14 protein-coding genes are annotated in these 23,075 nt (G+C 51.0%); 10 read left to right on the top strand and 4 right to left on the bottom strand.

Annotation, left to right across the window (positions count from 1 at the left end; all coding sequences use genetic code 11):
* Window positions 1-117 precede the first annotated feature (117 nt).
* On the bottom strand, window positions 118-1,227 hold the full coding sequence (gene apbC / locus C4F37_RS04000) for an iron-sulfur cluster carrier protein ApbC (protein WP_001538963.1): 1,110 nt from the start codon (window positions 1,225-1,227) through the stop codon (window positions 118-120).
* 131 nt (window positions 1,228-1,358) lie between these two features.
* Between apbC and metG the strand changes: the two genes are divergently transcribed.
* From metG to C4F37_RS03955, 9 genes are all read left to right on the top strand, one after another.
* Entirely contained in the window at window positions 1,359-3,392 is a 2,034-nt protein-coding gene (gene metG / locus C4F37_RS03995) for a methionine--tRNA ligase (protein ID WP_001538964.1), read from the top strand.
* A 140-nt stretch (window positions 3,393-3,532) separates the two neighbouring features.
* The gene (locus tag C4F37_RS03990; protein WP_001538966.1) at window positions 3,533-7,321 is read left to right on the top strand and encodes a DUF4132 domain-containing protein; all 3,789 of its coding nucleotides are present in this window, start codon (window positions 3,533-3,535) and stop codon (window positions 7,319-7,321) included.
* 9 nt (window positions 7,322-7,330) lie between these two features.
* Window positions 7,331-10,963 (top strand): DUF4132 domain-containing protein YehI, encoded by a 3,633-nt coding sequence (gene yehI / locus C4F37_RS03985; RefSeq protein ID WP_001557088.1) that lies wholly within the window; start codon window positions 7,331-7,333, stop codon window positions 10,961-10,963.
* 60 nt (window positions 10,964-11,023) lie between these two features.
* Window positions 11,024-11,326, top strand: coding sequence for a hypothetical protein (locus C4F37_RS03980; protein WP_001538970.1), 303 nt, complete (start codon window positions 11,024-11,026; stop codon window positions 11,324-11,326).
* A gap of 701 nt (window positions 11,327-12,027) precedes the next feature.
* Window positions 12,028-13,116: an ATP-binding protein gene (locus C4F37_RS03975; RefSeq protein WP_001773996.1), complete on the top strand. Its 1,089-nt coding sequence runs from the start codon at window positions 12,028-12,030 to the stop codon at window positions 13,114-13,116.
* A gap of 10 nt (window positions 13,117-13,126) precedes the next feature.
* The gene (locus C4F37_RS03970) at window positions 13,127-15,406 is read left to right on the top strand and encodes a DUF5682 family protein (protein ID WP_001557089.1); all 2,280 of its coding nucleotides are present in this window, start codon (window positions 13,127-13,129) and stop codon (window positions 15,404-15,406) included.
* Window positions 15,399-16,535: a vWA domain-containing protein gene (locus tag C4F37_RS03965; RefSeq protein ID WP_001538973.1), complete on the top strand. Its 1,137-nt coding sequence runs from the start codon at window positions 15,399-15,401 to the stop codon at window positions 16,533-16,535. Before C4F37_RS03970 ends, C4F37_RS03965 begins: the two co-directional genes overlap by 8 nt.
* Window positions 16,532-18,535 (top strand): SWIM zinc finger family protein, encoded by a 2,004-nt coding sequence (locus tag C4F37_RS03960; protein WP_001538974.1) that lies wholly within the window; start codon window positions 16,532-16,534, stop codon window positions 18,533-18,535. Before C4F37_RS03965 ends, C4F37_RS03960 begins: the two co-directional genes overlap by 4 nt.
* A gap of 124 nt (window positions 18,536-18,659) precedes the next feature.
* Window positions 18,660-19,121, top strand: coding sequence for a YehR family lipoprotein (locus C4F37_RS03955; protein WP_001296231.1), 462 nt, complete (start codon window positions 18,660-18,662; stop codon window positions 19,119-19,121).
* Between the two features lie 40 nt (window positions 19,122-19,161).
* Here the strand turns inward: C4F37_RS03955 and C4F37_RS03950 are convergent, their stop codons facing one another.
* From C4F37_RS03950 to btsS, 3 genes are read right to left on the bottom strand one after another with little or no spacing between them, the layout of a single operon-like run.
* On the bottom strand, window positions 19,162-19,632 hold the full coding sequence (locus C4F37_RS03950; RefSeq protein ID WP_001295430.1) for a DUF1456 family protein: 471 nt from the start codon (window positions 19,630-19,632) through the stop codon (window positions 19,162-19,164).
* A gap of 46 nt (window positions 19,633-19,678) precedes the next feature.
* Window positions 19,679-20,398, bottom strand: a complete 720-nt coding sequence (gene btsR, locus C4F37_RS03945) for a two-component system response regulator BtsR (protein WP_000598641.1) — start codon at window positions 20,396-20,398, stop codon at window positions 19,679-19,681.
* Window positions 20,395-22,080 (bottom strand): two-component regulatory system sensor histidine kinase BtsS, encoded by a 1,686-nt coding sequence (btsS, locus tag C4F37_RS03940; RefSeq protein WP_001538977.1) that lies wholly within the window; start codon window positions 22,078-22,080, stop codon window positions 20,395-20,397. Before btsS ends, btsR begins: the two co-directional genes overlap by 4 nt.
* Before the next feature lie 221 nt (window positions 22,081-22,301).
* Here btsS and mlrA point away from each other — a divergent pair, with 221 nt between their 5' ends.
* Window positions 22,302-23,033: an HTH-type transcriptional regulator MlrA gene (gene mlrA, locus C4F37_RS03935; protein WP_001240405.1), complete on the top strand. Its 732-nt coding sequence runs from the start codon at window positions 22,302-22,304 to the stop codon at window positions 23,031-23,033.
* The last annotated feature ends 42 nt before the right edge of the window (window positions 23,034-23,075 follow it).

Raw genomic sequence — 23,075 nt, 5'->3', positions numbered from 1 at the left:
GTCCGCAGAATATTCGCAGCATTAAATAAGTGTTCATTAATGCGGCAAAAACAAATACACCGCATCAATGTAACATCTCTGCGGTGTATGAAGAATAATCAGAATGGTTAATACGCGTTAGACCGCGCGGAAGGAAATCTCGCCTGGAATGACTTCACCCTGCCAGTAGAGCTGAGCTGCAACGCGGTCAGCCAACTGGCGGTAGATAGCGGTAAATTCGCTATCAGGACGGCTGATAACCGTTGGCGTGCCTTTATCGAGATCCTCACGTAAGGAGATGTGTAACGGCATCTGCCCCAGCAGCTGTGTGTGGTATTTCTCGGCCAGTTTCTCTGCACCACCGGTACCGAAAATCGGCTCATGGTGACCACAGTTACTGCAAATATGCACACTCATATTCTCTACAATACCGAGCACCGGAACTTCGACTTTCTCGAACATCACAATGCCTTTTTTCGCATCGATCAACGCGATGTCCTGCGGGGTGGTGACCACGACTGCACCGGTTACTGGAATGTTTTGTGCCAGTGTCAATTGAATGTCACCGGTACCTGGCGGCATATCAAGCACCAGATAGTCGAGATCCGGCCACAAGGTTTCCTGCAACATTTGCATTAACGCCTTGCTCGCCATTGGGCCACGCCACACCATCGCATTGTCGTCTGTCACCAGATAACCAATTGAATTAGTTGCCAGGCCATGAGACATAATCGGTGCCATATGGGTACCGTCCGGCGAAGTTGGACGCTGATTTTCTGCGCCCAGCATGGTAGGGATTGATGGGCCGTAGATATCGGCGTCCAGAATGCCGACTTTCGCCCCTTCCGCCGCCAGTGCCAACGCCAGGTTTACCGCCGTGGAGGATTTACCCACGCCACCTTTACCGGAACTGACCGCGATAATGTTCTTCACGCCGTTAATTCCCGGCTGATTCTTCACGCGTTTCAGAGTGGCTATGTTATGCGACAGTTTCCAGTCGATAGCTTTCGCTCCGGTGATGCGCAGCAGTTCGGCGCTACATTGCTCTTTTAACTCTTCGAACGCGCTATGCCAGACGAATGGCATAACCAGTTCCACATGCAGCGTGTCGTCCATCCAGGCGACATGGTGCAACGCTTTCAGCGTTGTGAGGTTATGCTTCAGGGTTGGGTGCTGAAAATTGGCCAGTGTCCCGGCGACCATTGCGCGCAAGGCTTCTGGTGATTTGGCCTGGGATTGTTCGTTCATCCCGACTCCTTTTTTGTATAGATAAACCATCAGCTGATAGTTTACCTGAAGAATATAGAGAAGTACTTACTTAACATTTTCCCATTTGGTACTATCTAAGCCCTTTTCACTATTAAGAAGTAATGCCTACTATGACTCAAGTCGCGAAGAAAATTCTGGTGACGTGCGCACTGCCGTACGCTAACGGCTCAATCCACCTCGGCCATATGCTGGAGCACATCCAGGCTGATGTCTGGGTCCGTTACCAGCGAATGCGCGGCCACGAGGTCAACTTCATCTGCGCCGACGATGCCCACGGCACGCCGATCATGCTTAAAGCTCAGCAGCTTGGTATCACCCCGGAGCAGATGATTGGCGAAATGAGTCAGGAACATCAGACTGATTTCGCAGGCTTTAACATCAGCTATGACAACTATCACTCGACGCACAGCGAAGAGAATCGCCAGTTGTCAGAACTTATCTACTCTCGTCTGAAAGAAAACGGTTTTATTAAAAACCGCACCATCTCTCAGCTGTACGATCCGGAAAAAGGCATGTTCCTGCCGGACCGTTTTGTAAAAGGCACCTGCCCGAAATGTAAATCCCCGGATCAATACGGCGATAACTGCGAAGTCTGCGGCGCGACCTACAGCCCGACTGAACTGATCGAGCCGAAATCGGTGGTTTCTGGTGCTACCCCGGTAATGCGTGATTCTGAACACTTCTTCTTTGATCTGCCCTCTTTCAGCGAAATGCTGCAGGCATGGACCCGCAGCGGTGCGTTGCAGGAGCAGGTGGCAAATAAAATGCAGGAGTGGTTTGAATCTGGCCTGCAACAGTGGGATATCTCCCGCGACGCGCCTTATTTCGGTTTTGAAATTCCGAACGCGCCAGGCAAATATTTCTATGTCTGGCTGGACGCACCGATTGGCTATATGGGCTCTTTCAAGAATCTGTGTGACAAGCGCGGCGACAGCGTAAGCTTCGATAAATACTGGAAGAAAGATTCCACTGCCGAGCTGTATCACTTCATCGGTAAAGATATCGTTTACTTCCACAGCCTGTTCTGGCCTGCCATGCTGGAAGGCAGCAACTTCCGCAAGCCGACCAACCTGTTTGTTCACGGCTATGTGACGGTGAACGGCGCGAAAATGTCCAAGTCTCGCGGCACCTTTATTAAAGCCAGCACCTGGCTGAATCATTTTGACGCCGACAGCCTGCGCTACTACTACACCGCCAAACTGTCTTCGCGCATTGATGATATCGATCTCAACCTGGAAGATTTCGTTCAGCGCGTGAATGCCGATATCGTGAACAAAGTGGTTAACCTGGCGTCCCGTAACGCTGGCTTTATCAATAAGCGTTTTGACGGTGTGCTGGCAAGCGAGCTGGCTGACCCGCAGTTGTACAAAACCTTCACTGATGCCGCTGAAGTGATTGGTGAAGCGTGGGAAAGCCGCGAATTTGGTAAAGCTATCCGTGAAATCATGGCGCTGGCTGACCTGGCTAACCGCTATGTCGATGAACAGGCTCCGTGGGTGGTGGCGAAACAGGAAGGCCGCGATGCCGACCTGCAGGCAATTTGCTCGATGGGCATCAACCTGTTCCGCGTGCTGATGACTTACCTGAAACCGGTACTGCCGAAACTGACCGAGCGCGCAGAAGCATTCCTCAATACAGAACTGACCTGGGATGGTATCCAGCAACCGCTGTTGGGCCATAAAGTGAATCCATTCAAGGCTCTGTATAACCGCATCGATATGAAACAGGTTGAAGCACTCGTGGAAGCATCAAAAGAGGAAGTAAAAGCCGCTGCCGCGCCAGTAACTGGCCCACTGGCAGATGATCCGATTCAGGAAACCATCACCTTTGACGACTTCGCCAAAGTTGACCTGCGCGTGGCGTTGATTGAAAACGCAGAGTTTGTAGAAGGTTCTGACAAACTGCTGCGCCTGACGCTGGATCTCGGCGGTGAAAAACGCAATGTCTTCTCCGGCATTCGTTCTGCTTACCCGGATCCGCAAGCACTAATTGGTCGTCACACCATTATGGTGGCTAACCTGGCACCACGTAAAATGCGCTTCGGTATCTCCGAAGGCATGGTAATGGCTGCTGGTCCTGGCGGGAAAGATATCTTCCTGCTAAGCCCGGATGCCGGTGCTAAACCGGGTCATCAGGTGAAATAATCCCCCTTCAAGGCGCTGCATCGACAGCGCCTTTTCTTTATAAATTCCTAAAGTTGTTCTCTTGCGATTTTGTCTCTCTCTAACCCGCATAAATACTGGTAGCATCTGCATTCAACTGGATAAAATTACAGGGATGCAGAATGAGACACTTTATCTATCAGGACGAAAAATCACATAAATTCTGGGCGGTGGAGCAGCAAGGCAACGAGTTACATATCAGTTGGGGCAAAGTCGGCACTAACGGGCAAAACCAGGTAAAAAGCTTTGCTGATGCTGCGGCGGCGGAAAAAGCGGAACTGAAGCTGATTGCGGAGAAGGTGAAGAAGGGATATGTGGAGCAAGCGAAGGATAATTCTTTGCAACCTTCCCAAACGGTAACGGACTCTCTCAAGGTAGCGGACTTATCCACCATTATTCAGGAACAACCCTCTTTCGTAGCAGAAACCCGTGCGGCTGACAAAAATACAGATGCTGTTTTACCATGGCTGGCGAAAGATATTGCTGTCGTTTTTCCGCCCGAAGTTGTACACACCACGTTAAGTCATCGCCGCTTTCCCGGAGCTCCTGTTCAGCAAGCAGACAAATTGACCCAATTACGTCGCTTAGCCTGTAGTGTATCGCAACGGGATAATAAAACAGCCACATTTGACTTCAGCGCCTGTTCTTTAGAATGGCAAAACACCGTCGCACAGGCGATCAGTCAGATCGACGGCCTGAAAACAACACAGCTACCATCACCCGTAATGGCTGTACTCACGGCACTTGAAATGAAATGCACAAGATATAAAGAGCGTGAGGATGTTATGGATCAGATTATTCAGGAAGGCGGTCTGGAATATGCTACTGATGTAATAATACATCTTCAACAAATATCTATTGAATGGGATTATGTCAACAATAATATTGTTTTCCTGTCGTCTGGCATTTCACCTGATTACTTGCAGCAATATTCCAGCTTTGAATTACGCCTACGTAAACATTTATCACTGGCGGAAGAGTCTCTCTGGCAAAAATGTGCACAAAAACTTATTGCCGCAATTCCACATATTCCAGAATGGCGGCAACCATTAATTGCTTTGTTATTACCCGAAAAACCAGAAATTGCACATGAAATTTCCCAGCGTCTACTGGGGCAAAAGAAATTACCCTCGCTTGAGTGGCTAAAAATAGTGGCGACTGATGAGCACATTCTTGCCTCATTAGAAAAATATCACGAGCCATATGCCATTTTTGATGATTACTATTGTGGTGCGATATGGTCAGCCACCGTATTACAGGAGCAAGGTGTTACAGCCCTGCCCCGATTTGCTCCCTATGCCGCAAGTGACTACTGCGCCGATGTGTTGCGTCATATCAATCATCCGTTCGCATTAACACTGCTTATACGTGTAGCCGGGCATACTAAACGCTGTCACGATCGAATGACGAAAGCCTGCGCTGCGTTCCCACACGCAGCACTGGCAGCACTGGCGGAACTTCTAGTGCAAAAAGAAGAGAATAGTTGGCGCATTATGCTAATGACGATGCTTATCTCGCATCCGACACTAGCAGAACAGGTCATTCCCTGGCTTTCGACACCCGCAGTTGCAGTGCTGAAATCATGTCAGCAACAACTGACACAGCCCTCAAACCATGCCAGCGCCGATCTACTGCCGGCCATAGTAGTCTCCCCACCATGGCTTTCGAAAAAGAAAAAATCGCCGATTCCGGTGCTGGATTTAGCACCGCTCAACCTCGAATCCATATGCACAATAACCGACACAGAAGCTAAAGAGTTTCAAACTCATTGGGACTGGGAACCGCATAAGCCAAGTGAAGGTGCTAAAAATTTCCTTTACTCGCTGGGGTATCGCCGCTGGGATTTTGACACATATAAATATATCGGCGCTTCTGACTCGGCAATTGACGCATGGGAACGTGAGGACTTCGCTACACTCATCCAAATGTTTAAAGCCCACCATGCACCGTATCAGGGGGAGTGGCATCTCAACTCACTTCCCTTTTTACCTATGCAAAAAGCGATTAAGCTATGGGAATTTCTCAGCAAAGAGCCGCATACCGCGATAAAACCAGTCATGCTTTATTTGCGACTGGCAGGTATGAGTGGTTTTCTACACTCGTTTTCACGCTACCCTCAAGAAGGTTTTGCGGTTGCTAATTATTTTGCCGCAACGGAACTGGCTCCTGCCGTCGCCCGCGCCTTCAACAAACTCAAAACATTACGACAAGACGCCAGTAGCTGGCTGCTGAAATATCCGGAACACGCCATTACCGGCCTGCTGCCTGCAGCGCTCGGCAAAGCCAGTGAAGCACAGGACAACGCCCGTGCTGCCTTGCGTATGCTTACCGAAAACGGTCATCAGCCATTGCTGCAAGAAATCGCCCGGCGTTATAACCAGCCGGAAGTAACCGATGCGGTGAACGCTCTACTTGCGCTCGATCCCTTAGATAATCACCCGACAAAAATCCCCACTCTTCCGACCTTTTATCAGCCATCGCTCTGGACGCGCCCGTTATTAAAAGCAAACGCCCAATCACTGCCTGATAGCGCACTCCTCCACCTCGGTGAAATGCTCCGCTTCCCTCAGGAAGAGGCACTGTATCCGGGATTATTGCAGGTGAAAGATGCCTGTACCACCGACTCACTGGCTGAATTTGCCTGGGATCTGTTTACCGCCTGGCAGACCGCTGGCGCGCCGTCGAAAGAGAGTTGGGCGTTCACTGCGTTAGGCGTTCTCGGTAACGATGACACCGCCCGCAAACTGACGCCTTTGATTCGCGCCTGGCCTGGTGAATCCCAGCATAAACGCGCCACCGTCGGGTTGGATATTCTCGCTGCTATCGGTAGTGATATCGCCCTGATGCAGCTTAACGGCATCGCCCAGAAACTGAAATTCAAAGCATTACAGGAGCGGGCGAAAGAAAAAATTGCCAACATTGCCGAGAACCGCGAACTCACGGTAGCGGAGCTTGAAGATCGGTTAGCACCGGATCTCGGTCTGGATGATAACGGTTCGTTGCTGCTGGATTTCGGCCCACGCCAGTTCACCGTCAGCTTTGATGAAACCTTAAAACCGTTTGTGCGTGACGCTTCCGGCTGTCGTCTGAAAGACCTGCCCAAACCAAACAAAAGCGATGATGAATCACAGGCGAACGATGCGGTTAACCGCTACAAATTGCTGAAAAAAGATGCGCGTACCGTCGCCGCCCAGCAGGTAGCAAGGCTGGAATCCGCCATGTGCCTGCGTCGCCGCTGGTCACCGGAAAACTTTCAGCTCTTCCTGGTTGAGCATCCGCTGGTCCGCCACTTAACCCGCCGTCTGATTTGGGGCGTTTATAGCGCCGAAAACCAGCTACTGGCTTGCTTTCGCGTAGCGGAAGATAACAGCTACAGCACCGCTGACGATGATCTTTTCACCCTGCCGGAAGGCGATATCTCTATTGGTATTCCTCACGTTCTGGAAATATCACCGACGGATGCTGCCGCCTTCGGGCAGCTTTTTGCCGACTACGAACTGTTACCACCATTCCGCCAGCTTGATCGTAACAGTTACGCGCTGACAGAAGCCGAGCGCAACGCCAGCGAACTGACACGCTGGACAGGCAGAAAATGCCCGAGTGGTCGGGTAATGGGGCTGGCGAATAAAGGCTGGATAAAGGGCACCCCGCAGGATGCTGGCTGGATCGGCTGGATGATCAACCCCCTGGGCCGCTGGTCGTTAATCATGGAAATCGATGAAGGTTTTGCGGTAGGCATGTCGCCAGCCGAACTGAGTGCCGAGCAAATCTTAAGCAAGCTGTGGCTATGGGAAGGCAAAGCAGAAAGCTATGGCTGGGGGAGTAATTCAACACAGGAAGCGCAGTTCTCCGTACTCGATACCATCACCGCCAGCGAGCTAATTAACGATATTGAAGCCCTGTTTGAATAAGGAAAGAGCATGGACAAGGAATTACCGTGGCTGGCGGATAACGCCCAACTGGAACTTAAATATAAAAAAGGCAAAACACCACTCAGCCATCGCAATTGGCCAGGCGAACCGGTACCTGTTATCACTGAAAACATCATTCAGACACTGGGTGATGAATTGCTACAAAAAGCAGAGAAGAAAAAAAACATTGTCTGGCGTTATGAAAACTTTTCACTGGAGTGGCAGTCCGCCATCACGCAGGCCATCAACTTGATCGGCGAACACAAACCCTCAATCACGGCCCGGACAATGGCGACGCTAGCCTGTATCGCGCAAAATGATAGCCAACAGTTGCTCGACGAAATCGTCCAACAAGAGGGGCTGGAATATGCAACTGAGGTGGTGATTGCACGCCAGTTTATTGTACGGTGTTATGAGAGTGATCCTCTGGTAGTAACATTGCAATATCAGAACGAGGACTATGGCTATGGTTATCGCTCAGAAACCTATAACGAATTCGATCTCCGATTGCGTAAGCATCTCTCTCTGGCAGAGGAAAGCTGCTGGCAGCGTTGCGCCGACAAACTCATTGCCGCACTGCCAGGAATAACCAAAGTTCGCCGCCCTTTTATTGCGCTGAACCTCCCGGAAAAACCCGAAATCGCCAACGAGCTGGTAAGCCTTGAATGTTCGCAAACTCATTTTCGCTCAAAAGAGTGGTTAAAAGTTGTTGCTGATGACTCTAAGGCGGTGAAAGAACTCGCACGTTACTGGAGCCAGGATATATTTAGCGATCGAGAAGCCAGCTACATGTCGCATGAAAACCACTTCGGTTACACGGCCTGCGCTGCCCTTTTGCGCGAACAAGGACTGGCAGCCGTTCCGCGCCTCGCGATGTATGCACATAAAGAAGATTGCGGCAGTCTGCTGGTACAAATTAACCATCCGCAAGTCATCCGCACCTTGCTACTGGTGGCTGATAAAAACAAACCCAGCCTGCAACGTGTGGCTAAATACAGTAAAAACTTCCCCCATGCGACGCTCGCCGCACTGGCAGAACTGCTGGCGTTAAAAGCCCCCCCTGCGCGCCCTGGTTATCCCATCATCGAAGACCAAAAGCTGCCTGCACAGCAAAAAGCACGTGATGAATACTGGCATACGCTGTTACAAACGCTGATGGCATCGCAGCCACAACTGGCAGAAGAGGTGATGCCGTGCTTAAGTACACAAGCCCAGGCAGTGGTGAATAGTTATTTATCGGCACCGCTAAAACAGGTTATTGATAGCACCGATAATAGCTGTCTGCCTGAAATCCTCGTTTCACCACCGTGGCGTAGTAAGAAAAAAATGACAGCTCCACGTCTTGATTTGGCATCGCTCGAATTAACTCCGCAAGTTTACTGGCAACTAGGCGAACGAGAGAGACTTGCCGCCACAGAGTCTGCCCGTTATTTCAGCACGGGATCTTTTACGGAACGCATGGAACGAAAAAGTGGTCGAGTTGTACTACAGGAACTGGGTTTTGGGGATGATGTATGGCTGTTTTTGAATTATATACTCCCCGGAAAACTGGATGCTGCACGCAATTCACTCATTGTTCAGTGGCATTACTACCAGGGGCGAGTTGAAGAGATCCTGCATGGCTGGAACTCCCCGGAAGCACAATTAGCAGAACAGGCGCTTCGCAGCGGTCACGTAGAAGCGTTAATTAACATATGGGAAAATGACAACTACTCACGTTATCGTCCGGAAAAGAGTGTCTGGAACCTGTATTTATTGGCACAGTTGCCGCGTGAGATGGCTTTGACTTTCTGGCTGCGTATCAATGAGAAAAAGCATCTGTTCGCGGGTGAGGACTATTTTCTCAGTATCCTCGGGTTGGATACATTACCTGGCCTGTTATTGGCTTTTTCACATCATCCAAAAGAAACATTTCCGTTAATTTTAAATTTCGGCGCAACAGAACTGGCCCTGCCCGTTGCCCGCGTCTGGCGACGTTTCGCGGCGCAGCGTGATCTGGCTCGCCAGTGGATTTTACAATGGCCGGAACATACGGCTACTGCACTTATCCCTCTTGTCTTTACAAAACCCAGCGATAATAGCGAAGCTGCATTACTTGCCCTGCGTTTACTGTATGAACAAGGGCATGGCGAATTACTGCAAACCGTGGCAAACCGCTGGCAGCGTACTGATGTATGGCCTGCCCTGGAGCAATTACTTAAACTGGGTCCAATAGAAATTTACCCGGCACGTATTCCAAAAGCTCCTGATTTCTGGCATCCGGCAATGTGGTCCAGACCGCGCCTTATCAAGAATAATCAGCCTGTTACCGATGACGCTCTGGAAATTATCGGCGAAATGCTGCGCTTTACCCAGGGCGGACGTTTTTATAGCGGACTGGAACAGCTGAAAACGTTTTGCCAGCCGCAAACGCTGGCAGCTTTTGCCTGGGATCTTTTCACCGCGTGGCAACAAGCTGGTGCCCCCGCAAAAGACAACTGGGCATTTCTGGCGTTAAGTCTCTTTGGTGACGAAAGCACGGCTCGGGAGCTGACGACACAGATCCTCGCCTGGCCACAAGAAGGCAAATCTGCCCGTGCTGTCAGTGGACTGAACATCCTTACCCTGATGAATAATGATATGGCGCTGATACAGCTGCACCATATATCCCAACGGGCGAAATCCCGCTCCTTACGTGATAACGCGGCGGAATTTCTTCAGGTGGTCGCAGAAAATCGCGGGCTAAGCCAGGAAGAGTTAGCGGACAGATTAGTCCCAACATTGGGCCTTGATGATCCGCAGGCGTTGAGTTTTGATTTTGGTCTCCGGCAGTTTACCGTTCGCTTTGATGAAAACCTCAACCCGGTTATCTACGATCAACAAAACGTTCGCCAGAAAAGTGTTCCCCGGTTGCGCGCCGATGACGATCAACTGAAAGCGCCCGAGGCACTGGCCCGACTAAAAGGGCTAAAAAAAGATGCCACTCAGGTGAGCAAAAACCTGCTCCCACGTCTTGAAGCAGCCCTACGTATCACCCGCCGCTGGTCGCTTGCAGATTTTCATTCTCTGTTTGTTAATCATCCCTTTACCCGCCTGGTTACCCAGCGATTAATATGGGGGGTTTATCCGGCAAATGAACCGCGTCGTTTACTCAACGCCTTTCGTGTGGCCGCAGAGGGGGAGTTCTGCAATGAGCAAGATGAGCCAATTGACCTGCCTGCCGATGCTCTGATTGGCATTGCCCACCCGTTAGAAATGGCAGCAGAAATGCGCAGTGAATTTGCACAGCTTTTTGCCGATTACGAAATTATGCCGCCTTTTCGCCAGTTGGCGCGGCGCACGGTGCTGCTCACACCTGACGAGTCAGCCAGTAACAGCCTGACTCGCTGGGAAGGTAAATCCGCTACCGTTGGGCAACTTATGGGAATGCGATACAAAGGCTGGGAGTCAGGCTATGAGGACGCATTTGTCTATGACTTAGGTGCGTACCGGCTGGTCCTTAAGTTTTCACCCGGTTTTAACCACTACAATGTTGATAGCAAAGCGCTAATGAGCTTCCATTCTCTTCGGGTTTACCGTGACAATAAATCCGTCACTTTTGCCGAACTTGATGTGTTTGATTTGAGTGAAGCGTTAAGCGCACCCGACGTTATTTTCCATTAAAACACAGCGGGCAGTGATGCAACTGCCCGTTATCGACACGACTTACCTCCGGGAAAAGCGATGATCGTACAAAAAGAGCTGGTCGCTATTTACGATTATGAGATTCCTGCTCCTGAAGATCCGTTTTCCTTCAGACTTGAGATCCATAAATTCTCTGAATTATTTACAGGTTCCGTCTATCGACTGGAACGATTCCGGCTACATCCAACATTTAATGATGCCGACTCGCTAATAAATGATGCGTTGATTTATATAAGAGATGATTTTATTGATGAGCGGAAATTACGAGGTGAATCACATGAAACAGTAATAGCAATTTTTAATTGTGAACTACAGAATATATTCAACCAAGAAATAGAATAATATACTCTAGATAATTCAAGTCGCAGGAAGGCGATAAGCGAGTGAATCCCCAGGAGCTTACTAAAGTAAGTGACAGGGGTGAACGAACGCAGTCGCAGCACATGCAACTTGAAGTATGGCGAGTAAAGCTTTATTAAAGGGGGAAACGGTATTCCCCCTTAGATGCGTTTCAATTTGCCCGTTACTTCAACAAATCAATCAACCGTAACAGAGCCACTAATAGCTCCAGTACAGCAATGAGCACGGTTAACTTTTGTGTCAGCGTGTCCATCCGCTCTCCTTATTAAGGAGCGCAACACCAGCACCTTACCCTTACACTGCCTGTCGATACTGGTTTACGTATGTTGGTACGAAACGTTGCTCTCCGGATCAGGGCACCGCCTGCGGCACCACCCGTCCAGCAGCCAGGACTTAAAATTGGTCCGATCCGGCACAACCTCCCAACGGGCAGGATTATAAATCTCATTCACTGAATTGCAATGGAGTGTGGATATGGTTATAATTTATTCGTTGGTACGAAATGTTGCACAATCAGCAAGTTAGCGTCATTGTAGTAAATAAAAGAACCTGCCTCACCAGCAGGTTTTTTTATTTACTGTGATCTGCTTTCCAGATATTTTTCGCTCAAACAACTAATGCGGCAAACATTTATTGCGCGTAAAATATCGTTTATTTCATTAATACATTTCAGGGATGAATATATGTCACCGCAGAATAATCATCTGCAGCGTCCGCCTGCCGCTGTGTTATACGCCGATGAACTGGCAAAATTAAAACAAAATGATCACGCACCTTGCCCGCCCGGTTGGCAGTTAAGTTTGCCTGCGGCCCGCGCTTTTATCCTTGGCGATAGCGCGCAAAATATTAGCCGTAAAGTCGTGATCAGTCCCTCCGCTGTCGAACGCATGTTAGTCACTCTCGCTACCGGGCGCGGTTTGATGTTGGTGGGGGAACCTGGCACCGCAAAATCGCTCCTGTCTGAATTACTGGCAACCGCTATTAGCGGCGATGCCGGGTTAACCATCCAGGGCGGCGCATCTACCACCGAAGATCAAATCAAGTACGGCTGGAACTACGCCCTGCTTATCAACCATGGTCCGTCAACGGAAGCGCTGGTCCCTGCCCCGCTTTACCAGGGAATGCGCGACGGCAAAATTGTCCGTTTTGAAGAGATAACGCGTACACCGCTGGAAGTACAAGACTGTCTGTTAGGTATGCTTTCTGACAGGGTAATGACGGTGCCGGAACTCACTGGTGAAGCCAGCCAGCTCTATGCACGGGAAGGCTTTAATATTATTGCCACTGCCAATACCCGCGATCGCGGCGTCAATGAAATGAGTGCTGCGCTAAAGCGTCGTTTCGATTTTGAAACTGTCTTTCCGATTATGGATTTCGCCCAGGAGCTGGAGCTTGTCGCCAGTGCTTCGGCGCGTTTGCTGGCCCATAGCGGCATTCCGCATAAAGTGCCTGACGCGGTACTGGAGTTACTGGTGCGCACCTTTCGCGATCTGCGTGCCAACGGCGAAAAGAAAACGTCAATGGATACACTAACAGCGATTATGTCCACCGCTGAAGCCGTGAACGTGGCCCACGCGGTGGGCGTCCGCGCCTGGTTTTTAGCGAATCGCGCAGGTGAGCCAGCCGATCTGGTGGACTGTATTGCCGGAACCATCGTCAAAGATTACGAAGAAGATCGCGCGCGCCTGCGCCGTTACTTCGAACAACGTGTTGCTACACATAAAGAAGCTTACTGGCAGGCTTATTATCAAGCTCGCCACCGCCTGCCGTGAGGAAAGATGCATGAGCGAGCCGTTAATTGTCGGCATCCGGCATCATAGCCCGGCCTGCGCCCGGCTGGTGAAATTGTTAATCGAAAGCCAGCGGCCACGATACGTATTGATTGAAGGCCCGGCTGATTTTAATGACCGGGTGGACGAACTGTTTTTAGCCCACCAGCTTCCGGTAGCTATTTACAGTTATTGCCAGTATCAGGACGGTGCGGCCCCCGGGCGTGGTGCCTGGACGCCATTTGCTGAATTTTCGCCGGAGTGGCAGGCGCTACAAGCCGCACGTCGTATTCAGGCACAAACTTACTTCATCGATTTGCCTTGCTGGGCGCAGAGTGAAGAAGAAGACGAATCACCCGATACGCAAGATGACAGCCAGACCTTACTGCTGCGTGCCACCTGCATGGATAACAGCGATACCCTGTGGGATCACTTATTCGAAGATGAAAGCCAGCAAACTGCATTACCCTCTACGCTGGCGCACTATTTTGCTCAACTGCGGAGCGATTCCCCCGGAGATGCGCTCAATCGTCAGCGCGAAGCCTTTATGGCTCGCTGGATTACATGGGCGATGCAGCAAAACAATGGCGACGTGTTAGTCGTCTGCGGCGGCTGGCACGCTCCTGCACTGGCAAAAATGTGGCGCGAATGCCCGCAGGAAATTAACAAGCCAGAATTGCCCTCGCTGGCAGATGCCGTTACTGGTTGTTATCTCACACCCTACAGTGAAAAGCGCCTTGATGTGCTGGCAGGATACCTTTCCGGAATGCCTGCCCCGGTCTGGCAAAACTGGTGCTGGCAGTGTGGCTTACAGCAGGCAGGTGAACAACTGCTGAAAACGGTTCTTACCCGTTTGCGCCAGCACAAATTGCCCGCTTCTACCGCTGATATGGCTGCTGCTCATCTGCATGCTATGGCACTGGCACAGTTGCGCGGCCATACACTACCTCTACGCACTGACTGGCTGGATGCCATAGCTGGTTCGCTGATTAAAGAAGCCCTGAATGCGCCGTTGCCGTGGAGCTACCGCGGAGTCATTAATCCCGATACCGATCCGATTCTGGTAACGTTGATAGACACATTAGCGGGTGACGGATTCGGTAAACTTGCCCCTTCTACGTCACAACCGCCTCTGCCAAAAGATGTCACCTGCGAACTGGAACGTACCGGAATCTCTCTTCCGGCGGAGCTTACCTTAAATCGCTTTACCCCCGATGGACTGGCGCAAAGTCAGGTGTTACATCGGTTGGCAATACTGGAGATCCCAGGGGTTGTGCGCCAGCAGGGAAGTACACTGTCACTTGCAGGCAACGGTGAAGAACGCTGGAAATTAACCCGGCCACTTAGCCAGCATGCGGCATTGATTGAAGCCGCATGCTTTGGCGCCACACTCCAGGAAGCCGCACGCCATAAATTAGAAGCCGATATGCTGGACGCGGGTGGAATCGGCTGTATCACCACATGTCTTAGCCAGGCAGCGTTAGCGGGTCTGGCGTCTTTCAGTCAGCAATTACTGGAACAACTCACATTATTAATCGCCCAGGAAAATCAATTCGCCGAAATGGGCCAGGCGCTGGAAGTGCTATATGCCTTATGGCGGCTGGATGAAATTAGCGGTATGCAAGGCGCGCAGATATTACAAACGACATTATGCGCGGCCATCGATCGCACGCTGTGGCTATGTGAATCCAACGGCAGACCGGATGAAAAGGAGTTTCACACTCACCTACATAGCTGGCAGGCGCTTTGCCATATCCTGCGCGATCTACATAGCGGCGTTAATTTACCCGGCGTTTCGCTTTCTGCGGCAGTAGCCTTACTGGAGCGCCGCAGTCAGGCGATTCATGCCCCGGCGCTGGATCGCGGCGCGACTCTTGGCGCACTGATGCGTCTGGAACATCCCAACGCCAGTGCCGAAACGGCGCTGACGATGCTGGCGCAGTTATCCCCGGCACAATCCGGCGAGGCGCTGCACGGTTTGCTGGCATTAGCCCGTCATCAACTGGCCTGTCAGCCGGTATTTATCGCCGGTTTCAGCAGTCATTTAAATCAACTGAGTGATGCCGATTTTATCAATGCCCTGCCCGATTTACGCGCGGCGATGGCCTGGCTACCACCTCGAGAACGCGGGACGCTGGCGCATCAGGTGCTTGAGCATTATCAACTGGTGCAACTTCCCGTTTCGGCACTGCAAATGCCGTTGCATTGTCCACCACAAGACATTGCACATCATCAACAACTCGAACAGCAGGCACTGGCATCGCTGCAACACTGGGGAGTTTTCCATGTCTGAACTGAACGATCTTCTGACCACCCGTGAGCTACAACGCTGGCGATTAATTCTTGGCGAAGCGGCAGAAACGACGCTTTGTGGGCTGGATGACAACGCCCGGCAGATAGACCACGCGCTGGAGTGGCTGTATGGGCGCGATCCTGAACGGCTCCAGCGTGGTGAACGTTACGGTGGATTAGGTCGTTCAAATCTCACCACCCCTGAGTGGATCAACAGCATTCACACGCTGTTTCCGCAACAGGTGATTGAGCGGCTGGAAAGCGATGCCGTGCTGCGCTACGGCATTGAAGATGTGGTGACGAATCTCGACGTGCTGGAACGTATGCAGCCTTCTGAAAGCCTGCTACGCGCCGTTTTGCACACCAAACATCTGATGAATCCCGAAGTACTGGCTGCCGCCCGCCGGATAGTGCACCAGGTTGTTGAAGAGATTATGGCGCGACTGGCAAAGGAAGTTCGTCAGGCTTTTTCTGGAGTACGCGATCGCCGTCGCCGCTCATTTATTTCACTGGCGCGAAACTTTGATTTCAAAAGTACTCTGCGCGCCAACCTGCAACACTGGCACCCGCAACACGGCAAGTTGTATATCGAATCCCCCCGCTTTAACAGCCGCATTAAACGCCATAGCGAACAATGGCAACTGGTCCTACTGGTTGATCAAAGCGGATCAATGGTGGACTCGGTGATCCACTCCGCAGTGATGGCGGCCTGTTTATGGCAGTTACCCGGCATTCGTACCCATCTGGTCGCTTTTGACACAAGTGTCGTCGATCTCACCGCCGACGTTGCCGATCCGGTAGAGCTATTAATGAAAGTGCAATTAGGCGGCGGGACCAATATCGCCAGTGCCGTGGAGTATGGTCGGCAACTTATTGAACAACCTGCAAAAAGTGTCATTATTCTCGTGAGCGATTTTTATGAAGGTGGGTCATCATCATTGCTGACGCATCAGGTGAAAAAGTGTGTCCAGAGCGGCATCAAAGTGCTGGGGCTGGCAGCGCTCGACAGCACCGCAACGCCTTGCTATGACCACGATACGGCCCAGGCGCTGGTTAATGTCGGCGCACAAATAGCCGCAATGACACCGGGCGAGCTGGCTTCCTGGCTTGCGGAGAATCTTCAGTCATGAATTCACTACGTCCGGAATTATTAGAACTGACACCACAGGCACTGACGGCGTTAAGCAATGCCGGTTTTGTTAAGCGCAGCCTTAAGGAACTGGAAAATGGCAACGTCCCGGAAATCAGTCATGAGAACGGCGCTTTAATCGCCACGTTCAGTGACGGTGTCCGTACCCAGCTGGCGAACGGCCAGGCACTGAAAGAGGCTCAGTGCACCTGCGGGGCCAGCGGCATGTGCCGTCATCGCGTGATGCTGGTGTTAAGTTATCAACGACTTTGTGCCACCGCCCAGCCTACGGAAAAAAAAGAAGAAGAGTGGGATTCGGCAATCTGGCTGAAAGAACTGGCTACCTTGCCCGATGCCACCCGCAAACGCGCGCAGGCGCTGGTCGCTAAAGGCATCACCATTGAGTTGTTCTGTGCGCCTGGCGAAATTCCCTCTGCCCGATTACCGATGAGCGATGTGCGTTTTTATTCCCGCAGCAGCATTCGCTTCGCACGCTGTGATTGCATTGAAGGCACACTTTGCGAACATGTGGTACTGGCTGTGCAGGCCTTCGTCGAGGCCAAAACTCAGCAAGCGGAATTTACTCATTTAATCTGGCAGATGCGCAGTGAACACGTCACATCATCTGATGATCCGTTTGCCAGCGAAGAAGGCAAAACGTGTCGTCAATATGTTCAGCAATTAAGCCAGGCATTATGGCTGGGCGGGATAAGTCAACCGCCAATCCATTACGAGGCCGCTTTCAGTCGCGCGCAACAAGCGGCGGAACGCTGCAACTGGCGATGGGTGAGTGAATCGCTACGGCAATTGCGCGCCAGTGTTGATGCCTTCCACGCCCGTGCCAGCCACTACCATGCCGGAGAATGCTTACGTCAGCTTGCGGCATTAAACAGTCGATTAAATTGCGTACAAGAGATGGCGCGACGCGACAGTATCGGTGAAGTTCCTCCCATGCCGTGGCGCACGGTCGTTGGCGCTGGTATTGCCGGAGAAGCAAAACTTGATCATCTGCGGCTGGTGTCTTTAGGTATGCGTTGCTGGCAGGATATTGAGCAGTATGGTTTACGCATCTGGTTTACCGATCCCGACACAGGAAGTATTTTGCATCTTTCGCGTAGTTGGCAGAGAAGCGAACAGGAAAACTCACCGGCAGCGACGCGTCGGCTGTTTAGTTTTCAGGCTGGCGCACTGGCAGGTGGGCAAATTGTTTCACAAGCAGCAAAACGCAGTGCCGATGGCGAGCTGCTGTTCGCGACCCGTAACCGCTTGAGTAGCGTTGTTCCACTGTCGCCAGACGCCTGGCAAATGTTGAGCGCGCCGTTGCGCCAGCCGGGCATTGTGGCTTTGCGGGAATATTTACGCCAGCGTCCCCCCGCCTGCATACGACCACTCAACCAGGTCGATAACTTATTTATTCTGCCGGTCGCGGAGTGTATTTCGCTCGGTTGGGATAGCAGCCGCCAGACACTGGATGCGCAGGTAATCAGCGGCGAAGGGGAAGATAATGTGCTGACGTTATCCCTTCCGGCATCTGCCTGTTCTCCTTTTGCCGTTGAACGCATGGCGGCGCTTTTGCAACAAACAGACGACCCCGTGAGCCTGGTTTCTGGCTTTGTCAGTTTTGTAGAGGGGCAATTGACACTGGAACCACGGGTGATGATGACAAAAACCCGCGCCTGGGCGCTGGACGCAGAAACTGCGCCTGTGGCACCGCTACCTTCTGCCAGCGTTCTGCCTGTGCCGTCTACCGCTCATCAGTTGCTGATGCGCTGCCAGGCGTTACTTATTCAACTGCTCCATAACGGCTGGCGCTATCAGGAACAGAGTGCTATTGGTCAGGCAGAGTTGCTGGCGAATGACCTCACCGCGGTGGGTTTTTATCGGCTGGCACATGTGTTGGGACAATTTCGTAATACAGAAAGCGAGGCACGGGTAGAAGCAATGAATAACGGTGTTTTGCTTTGCGAACAATTATTCCCCATGCTTCAGCAACAAGGATGAAATAGTGCTTTTTATTAAGAGTTCTACTCCTGTTCCGGACTGCTCACGCCACAGTATTAGGCATATCCTATATAGCCCCTGGTGAGAGTCACCAGTTCCTTGATTAAATAAAATGGAGTTTTACATGAAGGCTTTCAATAAGCTGTTTTCCCTTGTTGTTGCATCTGTTCTGGTTTTCTCTCTTGCTGGCTGCGGTGACAAAGAAGAATCAAAGAAATTCAGCGCCAATCTGAACGGCACTGAAATTGCCATTACCTATGTCTACAAAGGTGACAAGGTGCTTAAGCAATCTTCTGAAACCAAAATTCAATTTGCCTCCATTGGTGCAACCACCAAAGAAGATGCCGCCAGGACACTTGAGCCGTTAAGCGCTAAATACAAAAACATCGCGGGTGTTGAAGAAAAATTAACCTATACCGATACCTACGCGCAGGAAAACGTGACTATTGATATGGAAAAAGTGGATTTTAAAGCCCTGCAGGGTATTTCAGGAATCAACGTTTCTGCTGAAGATGCCAAAAAAGGTATCACTATGGCGCAAATGGAACTGGTGATGAAAGCCGCTGGTTTTAAAGAAGTGAAATAATCTGTCGGCGGCCATGTTTCGCATGGCCGCCATACCCGTCTTAGCTTTTCTTCACATGCTGGCGCGCTGCCAGTCCACGCAGAAAATAACGTAAAAATTGATCGCCGCATTCGCGGAAGTTTTTATGATCCGGTGCACGCATCATCGCCGTAATTTCCGGCATCGAAACGCGGAACTGCTGTTCGGTAAGGATTGCCAGAATGTCATCGGTTTTAAGCGAAAACGCGATGCGTAATTTTTTCAGCACGATGTTGTTATTAATGCGACGTTCCGGCTCCAGTGCCGGAGCAGACTCATCCTTGCCGCGTTTTTCATAAATCAGGCCATTGAGGAATGAAGACAAAACAATGTCCGGACAACGCTGAAAACCCTCTTCGTCTTCTTTACGTAGCCAGACGGCGATCTGTTCCGCGGTGGCTTCGACATTACCCAGCGCCAGAATACGCACCAGGTCATTATTATTGGCTTTCAAAATGTAGCGCACGCTGCGCAGAATATCGTTACTTAGCATGAGGCCTTCAGGTGTTGATGAGGCAAAAAGCCATTTTAGCAGTCTTTTACAGGCCAATCGCCTCTTTTAAGCTTTTCAGATAACGGCGGCTGACCGGCACGGTTAAGCCATTACGCAAAATCAACTCGGCCTGGCCGTTATCTTCCAGACGGATCTCCTGTAAATGCGCGAGGTTAACCAGATACTGACGATGGCAGCGCAGTAGTGGTGTACGACTTTCCAGGGTACGTAATGTCAGTTCGGTAAAGCCCTCTTTCCCTTCGTGACTGGTAACGTAGACACCGCTCATCCGACTGCTGACAAATGCCACATCTTTCATTTGCAGCAAATAAATCCGACTATGCCCCGTACAAGGGATAAATTTCAGCGCCTGTTGATTTTCCGGTAACAACGAAACATCCTGCTTGCTGCGCTCCTGACGCAATCGCGCCAGCGTTTTCTCCAGTCGCGCTTCATCAATTGGCTTCAGCAGATAATCAAAGGCATGTTCTTCAAAGGCTTTAATGGCGTATTCGTCAAACGCGGTGAGAAAAACAATATACGGGCGATGTTCCGGGTCGAGCATCCCCACCATTTCCAGACCACTGATGCGCGGCATCTGGATATCGAGAAACAGCACATCCGGGCGCAGTTTATGCACCGCGCCGATCCCTTCTACGGCGTTTGAACACTCTCCAACGATTTCAATATCGCTCTGCTCCTGCAAAAATACGCGCAGGTTCTCCCGTGCAAGCGGTTCATCATCGACAATTAAGACTTTAATCATGCCTCGTCCCTCCATGGTAGTCGTAACGTTATTCGGGTGTAACTATCAGGCTCACAGGCGACGCTTATCCCATAGTCATCGCCAAACCGTTCACGTAAACGCTTATCCACCAGATTCATCCCCAGCCCACTGGCATTGGTTACCGGTTGATACAAACCGGCATTGTCTTCGATCTCCAGCATCAAATGTTGCCCCTCACGTCGGGCGCTGATTGCCACTCGCCCTGTATCCAGCAGTTGTGATGTCCCATGTTTAATGGCGTTTTCCACTATCGGTTGCAGGGTAAACGCGGGCAATTGCTGCTGGGATAATTCTTGCGGAATAGCAATGTTGACCTGCAACCGCGACTGGAAGCGCGCCTTTTCAATTTGCAGATAAGCGTTCACATGTTCAATTTCGTCGGCGAGAGTAACAAACTCCGAAGGCCGCTTTAAGTTTTTGCGGAAAAAAGTAGAAAGATACTGCACCAGCTGGCTGGCCTGTTCGCTGTCGCGGCGGATCACCGCTTTAATGGTGTTAAGCGCATTAAACAAAAAATGGGGATTCACCTGGGCGTGAAGCAGTTTGATCTCTGACTGGGTGAGCATCGCTTTTTGCCGCTCATATTGCCCGGCGAGGATCTGCGCCGAAAGCAGTTGCGCAATCCCCTCGCCCAGCGTGCGGTTGATTGAACTGAATAAACGGTTTTTGGCCTCATACAATTTGATGGTACCCATCACTCGCTGATTTTCACCACGCAACGGAATGACCAGCGTCGACCCCAGTTTGCATTGCGGATGCAAAGAGCAACGATAAGGTACTTCGTTGCCATCAGCGTAGACCACTTCACCGGTTTCAATCGCTTTTAAGGTATAAGTCGAAGAAATCGGTTTGCCGGGTAAATGGTGGTCGCCACCAATTCCGGTAAAGGCCAGCAATTTCTCTCGATCGGTAATCGCGACTGCACCAATATCCAGCTCCTGATACAGCACCTGTGCCACTTTCATGCTGTTCACTTCGTTAAACCCCTGGCGCAAAATGCCTTCCGTCGAGGCCGCCACTTTCAGCGCAGTGGCAGAAAAAGCCGAAGTGTATTTTTCAAACATCGCGCGTTTATCGAGCAATATACGCATAAACAACGCCGCGCCGACGGTATTGGTGACCATCATTGGCGCAGCAATATTACTCACCAGACGCACCGCATCTTCATAAGGTCGGGCGATCGCCAGGATGATCAACATTTGCACCATTTCAGCGACGAACGTGACGGCACCGGCGGTAATGGGGTTAAAGACTTTATCAGTGCGCCCGCGACGGATAAGGATGCTGTGTACCAGGCCGCCGAGCAATCCTTCAACGATGGTCGAGATCATGCAACTTAGCGCGGTCATGCCCCCCATCGAATATCGATGTAACCCGCCGGTCAGACCAACCAGCCCACCGACGACCGGACCGCCGAGTAAGCCGCCCATTACCGCGCCTATCGCACGGGTATTGGCAATAGAATCGTCAATGTGCAACCCAAACCAGGTGCCCATGATGCAGAAGATGGAAAAGACGATGTAGCAGAGAAATTTATGCGGCAGACGAACCGTGACCTGCATTAACGGTATGAATAATGGCGTTTTACTCATTAACCACGCAATGACTAAAAAAACGCACATCTGCTGAAGCAGCAGCAACACCAGATTAAAATCGTACATACCCGCAAACCACACTTCCCTTTAAAACGCGTAACATACATTGCTTGCGTTTAACTTTCTTTGAACTCTTGCAGAAAAATGAGAATTCGTGAGTACGATCACTCAAAATCGCCTGGCAAAAATAAAATCACCCTATAGATGCTCAAAAAACGGGCAAAACTACCTGGTTCGCAAAACTGCGTCTAAAGTTAAACCGGGACCTCGCGAGCAAGGGTGAGACGATGGCGCTTTACACAATTGGTGAAGTGGCGTTGCTTTGTGATATTAACCCTGTCACGTTACGCGCGTGGCAGAGGCGTTACGGATTGCTGAAACCGCAACGGACAGACGGCGGTCATCGGCTGTTCAACGATGCCGATATTGACCGGATCCGCGAGATCAAACGCTGGATCGACAACGGCGTGCAGGTCAGCAAAGTAAAAATGCTGCTCAGTAATGAAAATGTTGATGTGCAGAACGGCTGGCGCGATCAGCAAGAAACATTACTGACTTACCTGCAAAGCGGCAATCTGCATAGCCTGCGAACGTGGATCAAAGAGCGCGGTCAGGATTACCCCGCCCAGACACTCACCACACATCTGTTTATTCCTCTGCGCCGACGGCTTCAGTGCCAACAACCGACTCTCCAGGCGCTGCTGGCGATCCTCGACGGCGTACTGATCAACTACATCTCTATTTGCCTGGCTTCGGCGCGCAAAAAACAGGGTAAAGATGCACTGGTGGTTGGCTGGAATATTCAGGATACCACTCGTCTGTGGCTGGAGGGCTGGATTGCCAGTCAACAAGGATGGCGCATTGATGTCCTCGCCCACTCGCTCAATCAACTACGCCCTGAACTGTTCGAAGGCCGTACATTGCTGGTATGGTGCGGTGATAATCGAACCTCCGCCCAACAGCAGCAACTCACCAGTTGGCAGGAACAAGGCCATGATATTTTCCCACTCGGCATTTAATGATTCGTTAACAAATACGCTTTACTGTACAATCCTTTCGTT

Source organism: Escherichia sp. R1 (genome assembly GCF_003000935.1).
GTDB classification, from domain to species: Bacteria; Pseudomonadota; Gammaproteobacteria; order Enterobacterales; family Enterobacteriaceae; genus Escherichia; species Escherichia coli.
Note: the sequence above shows the minus strand (reverse complement) of the source record. Positions and strands in the feature narration are given on the sequence as shown.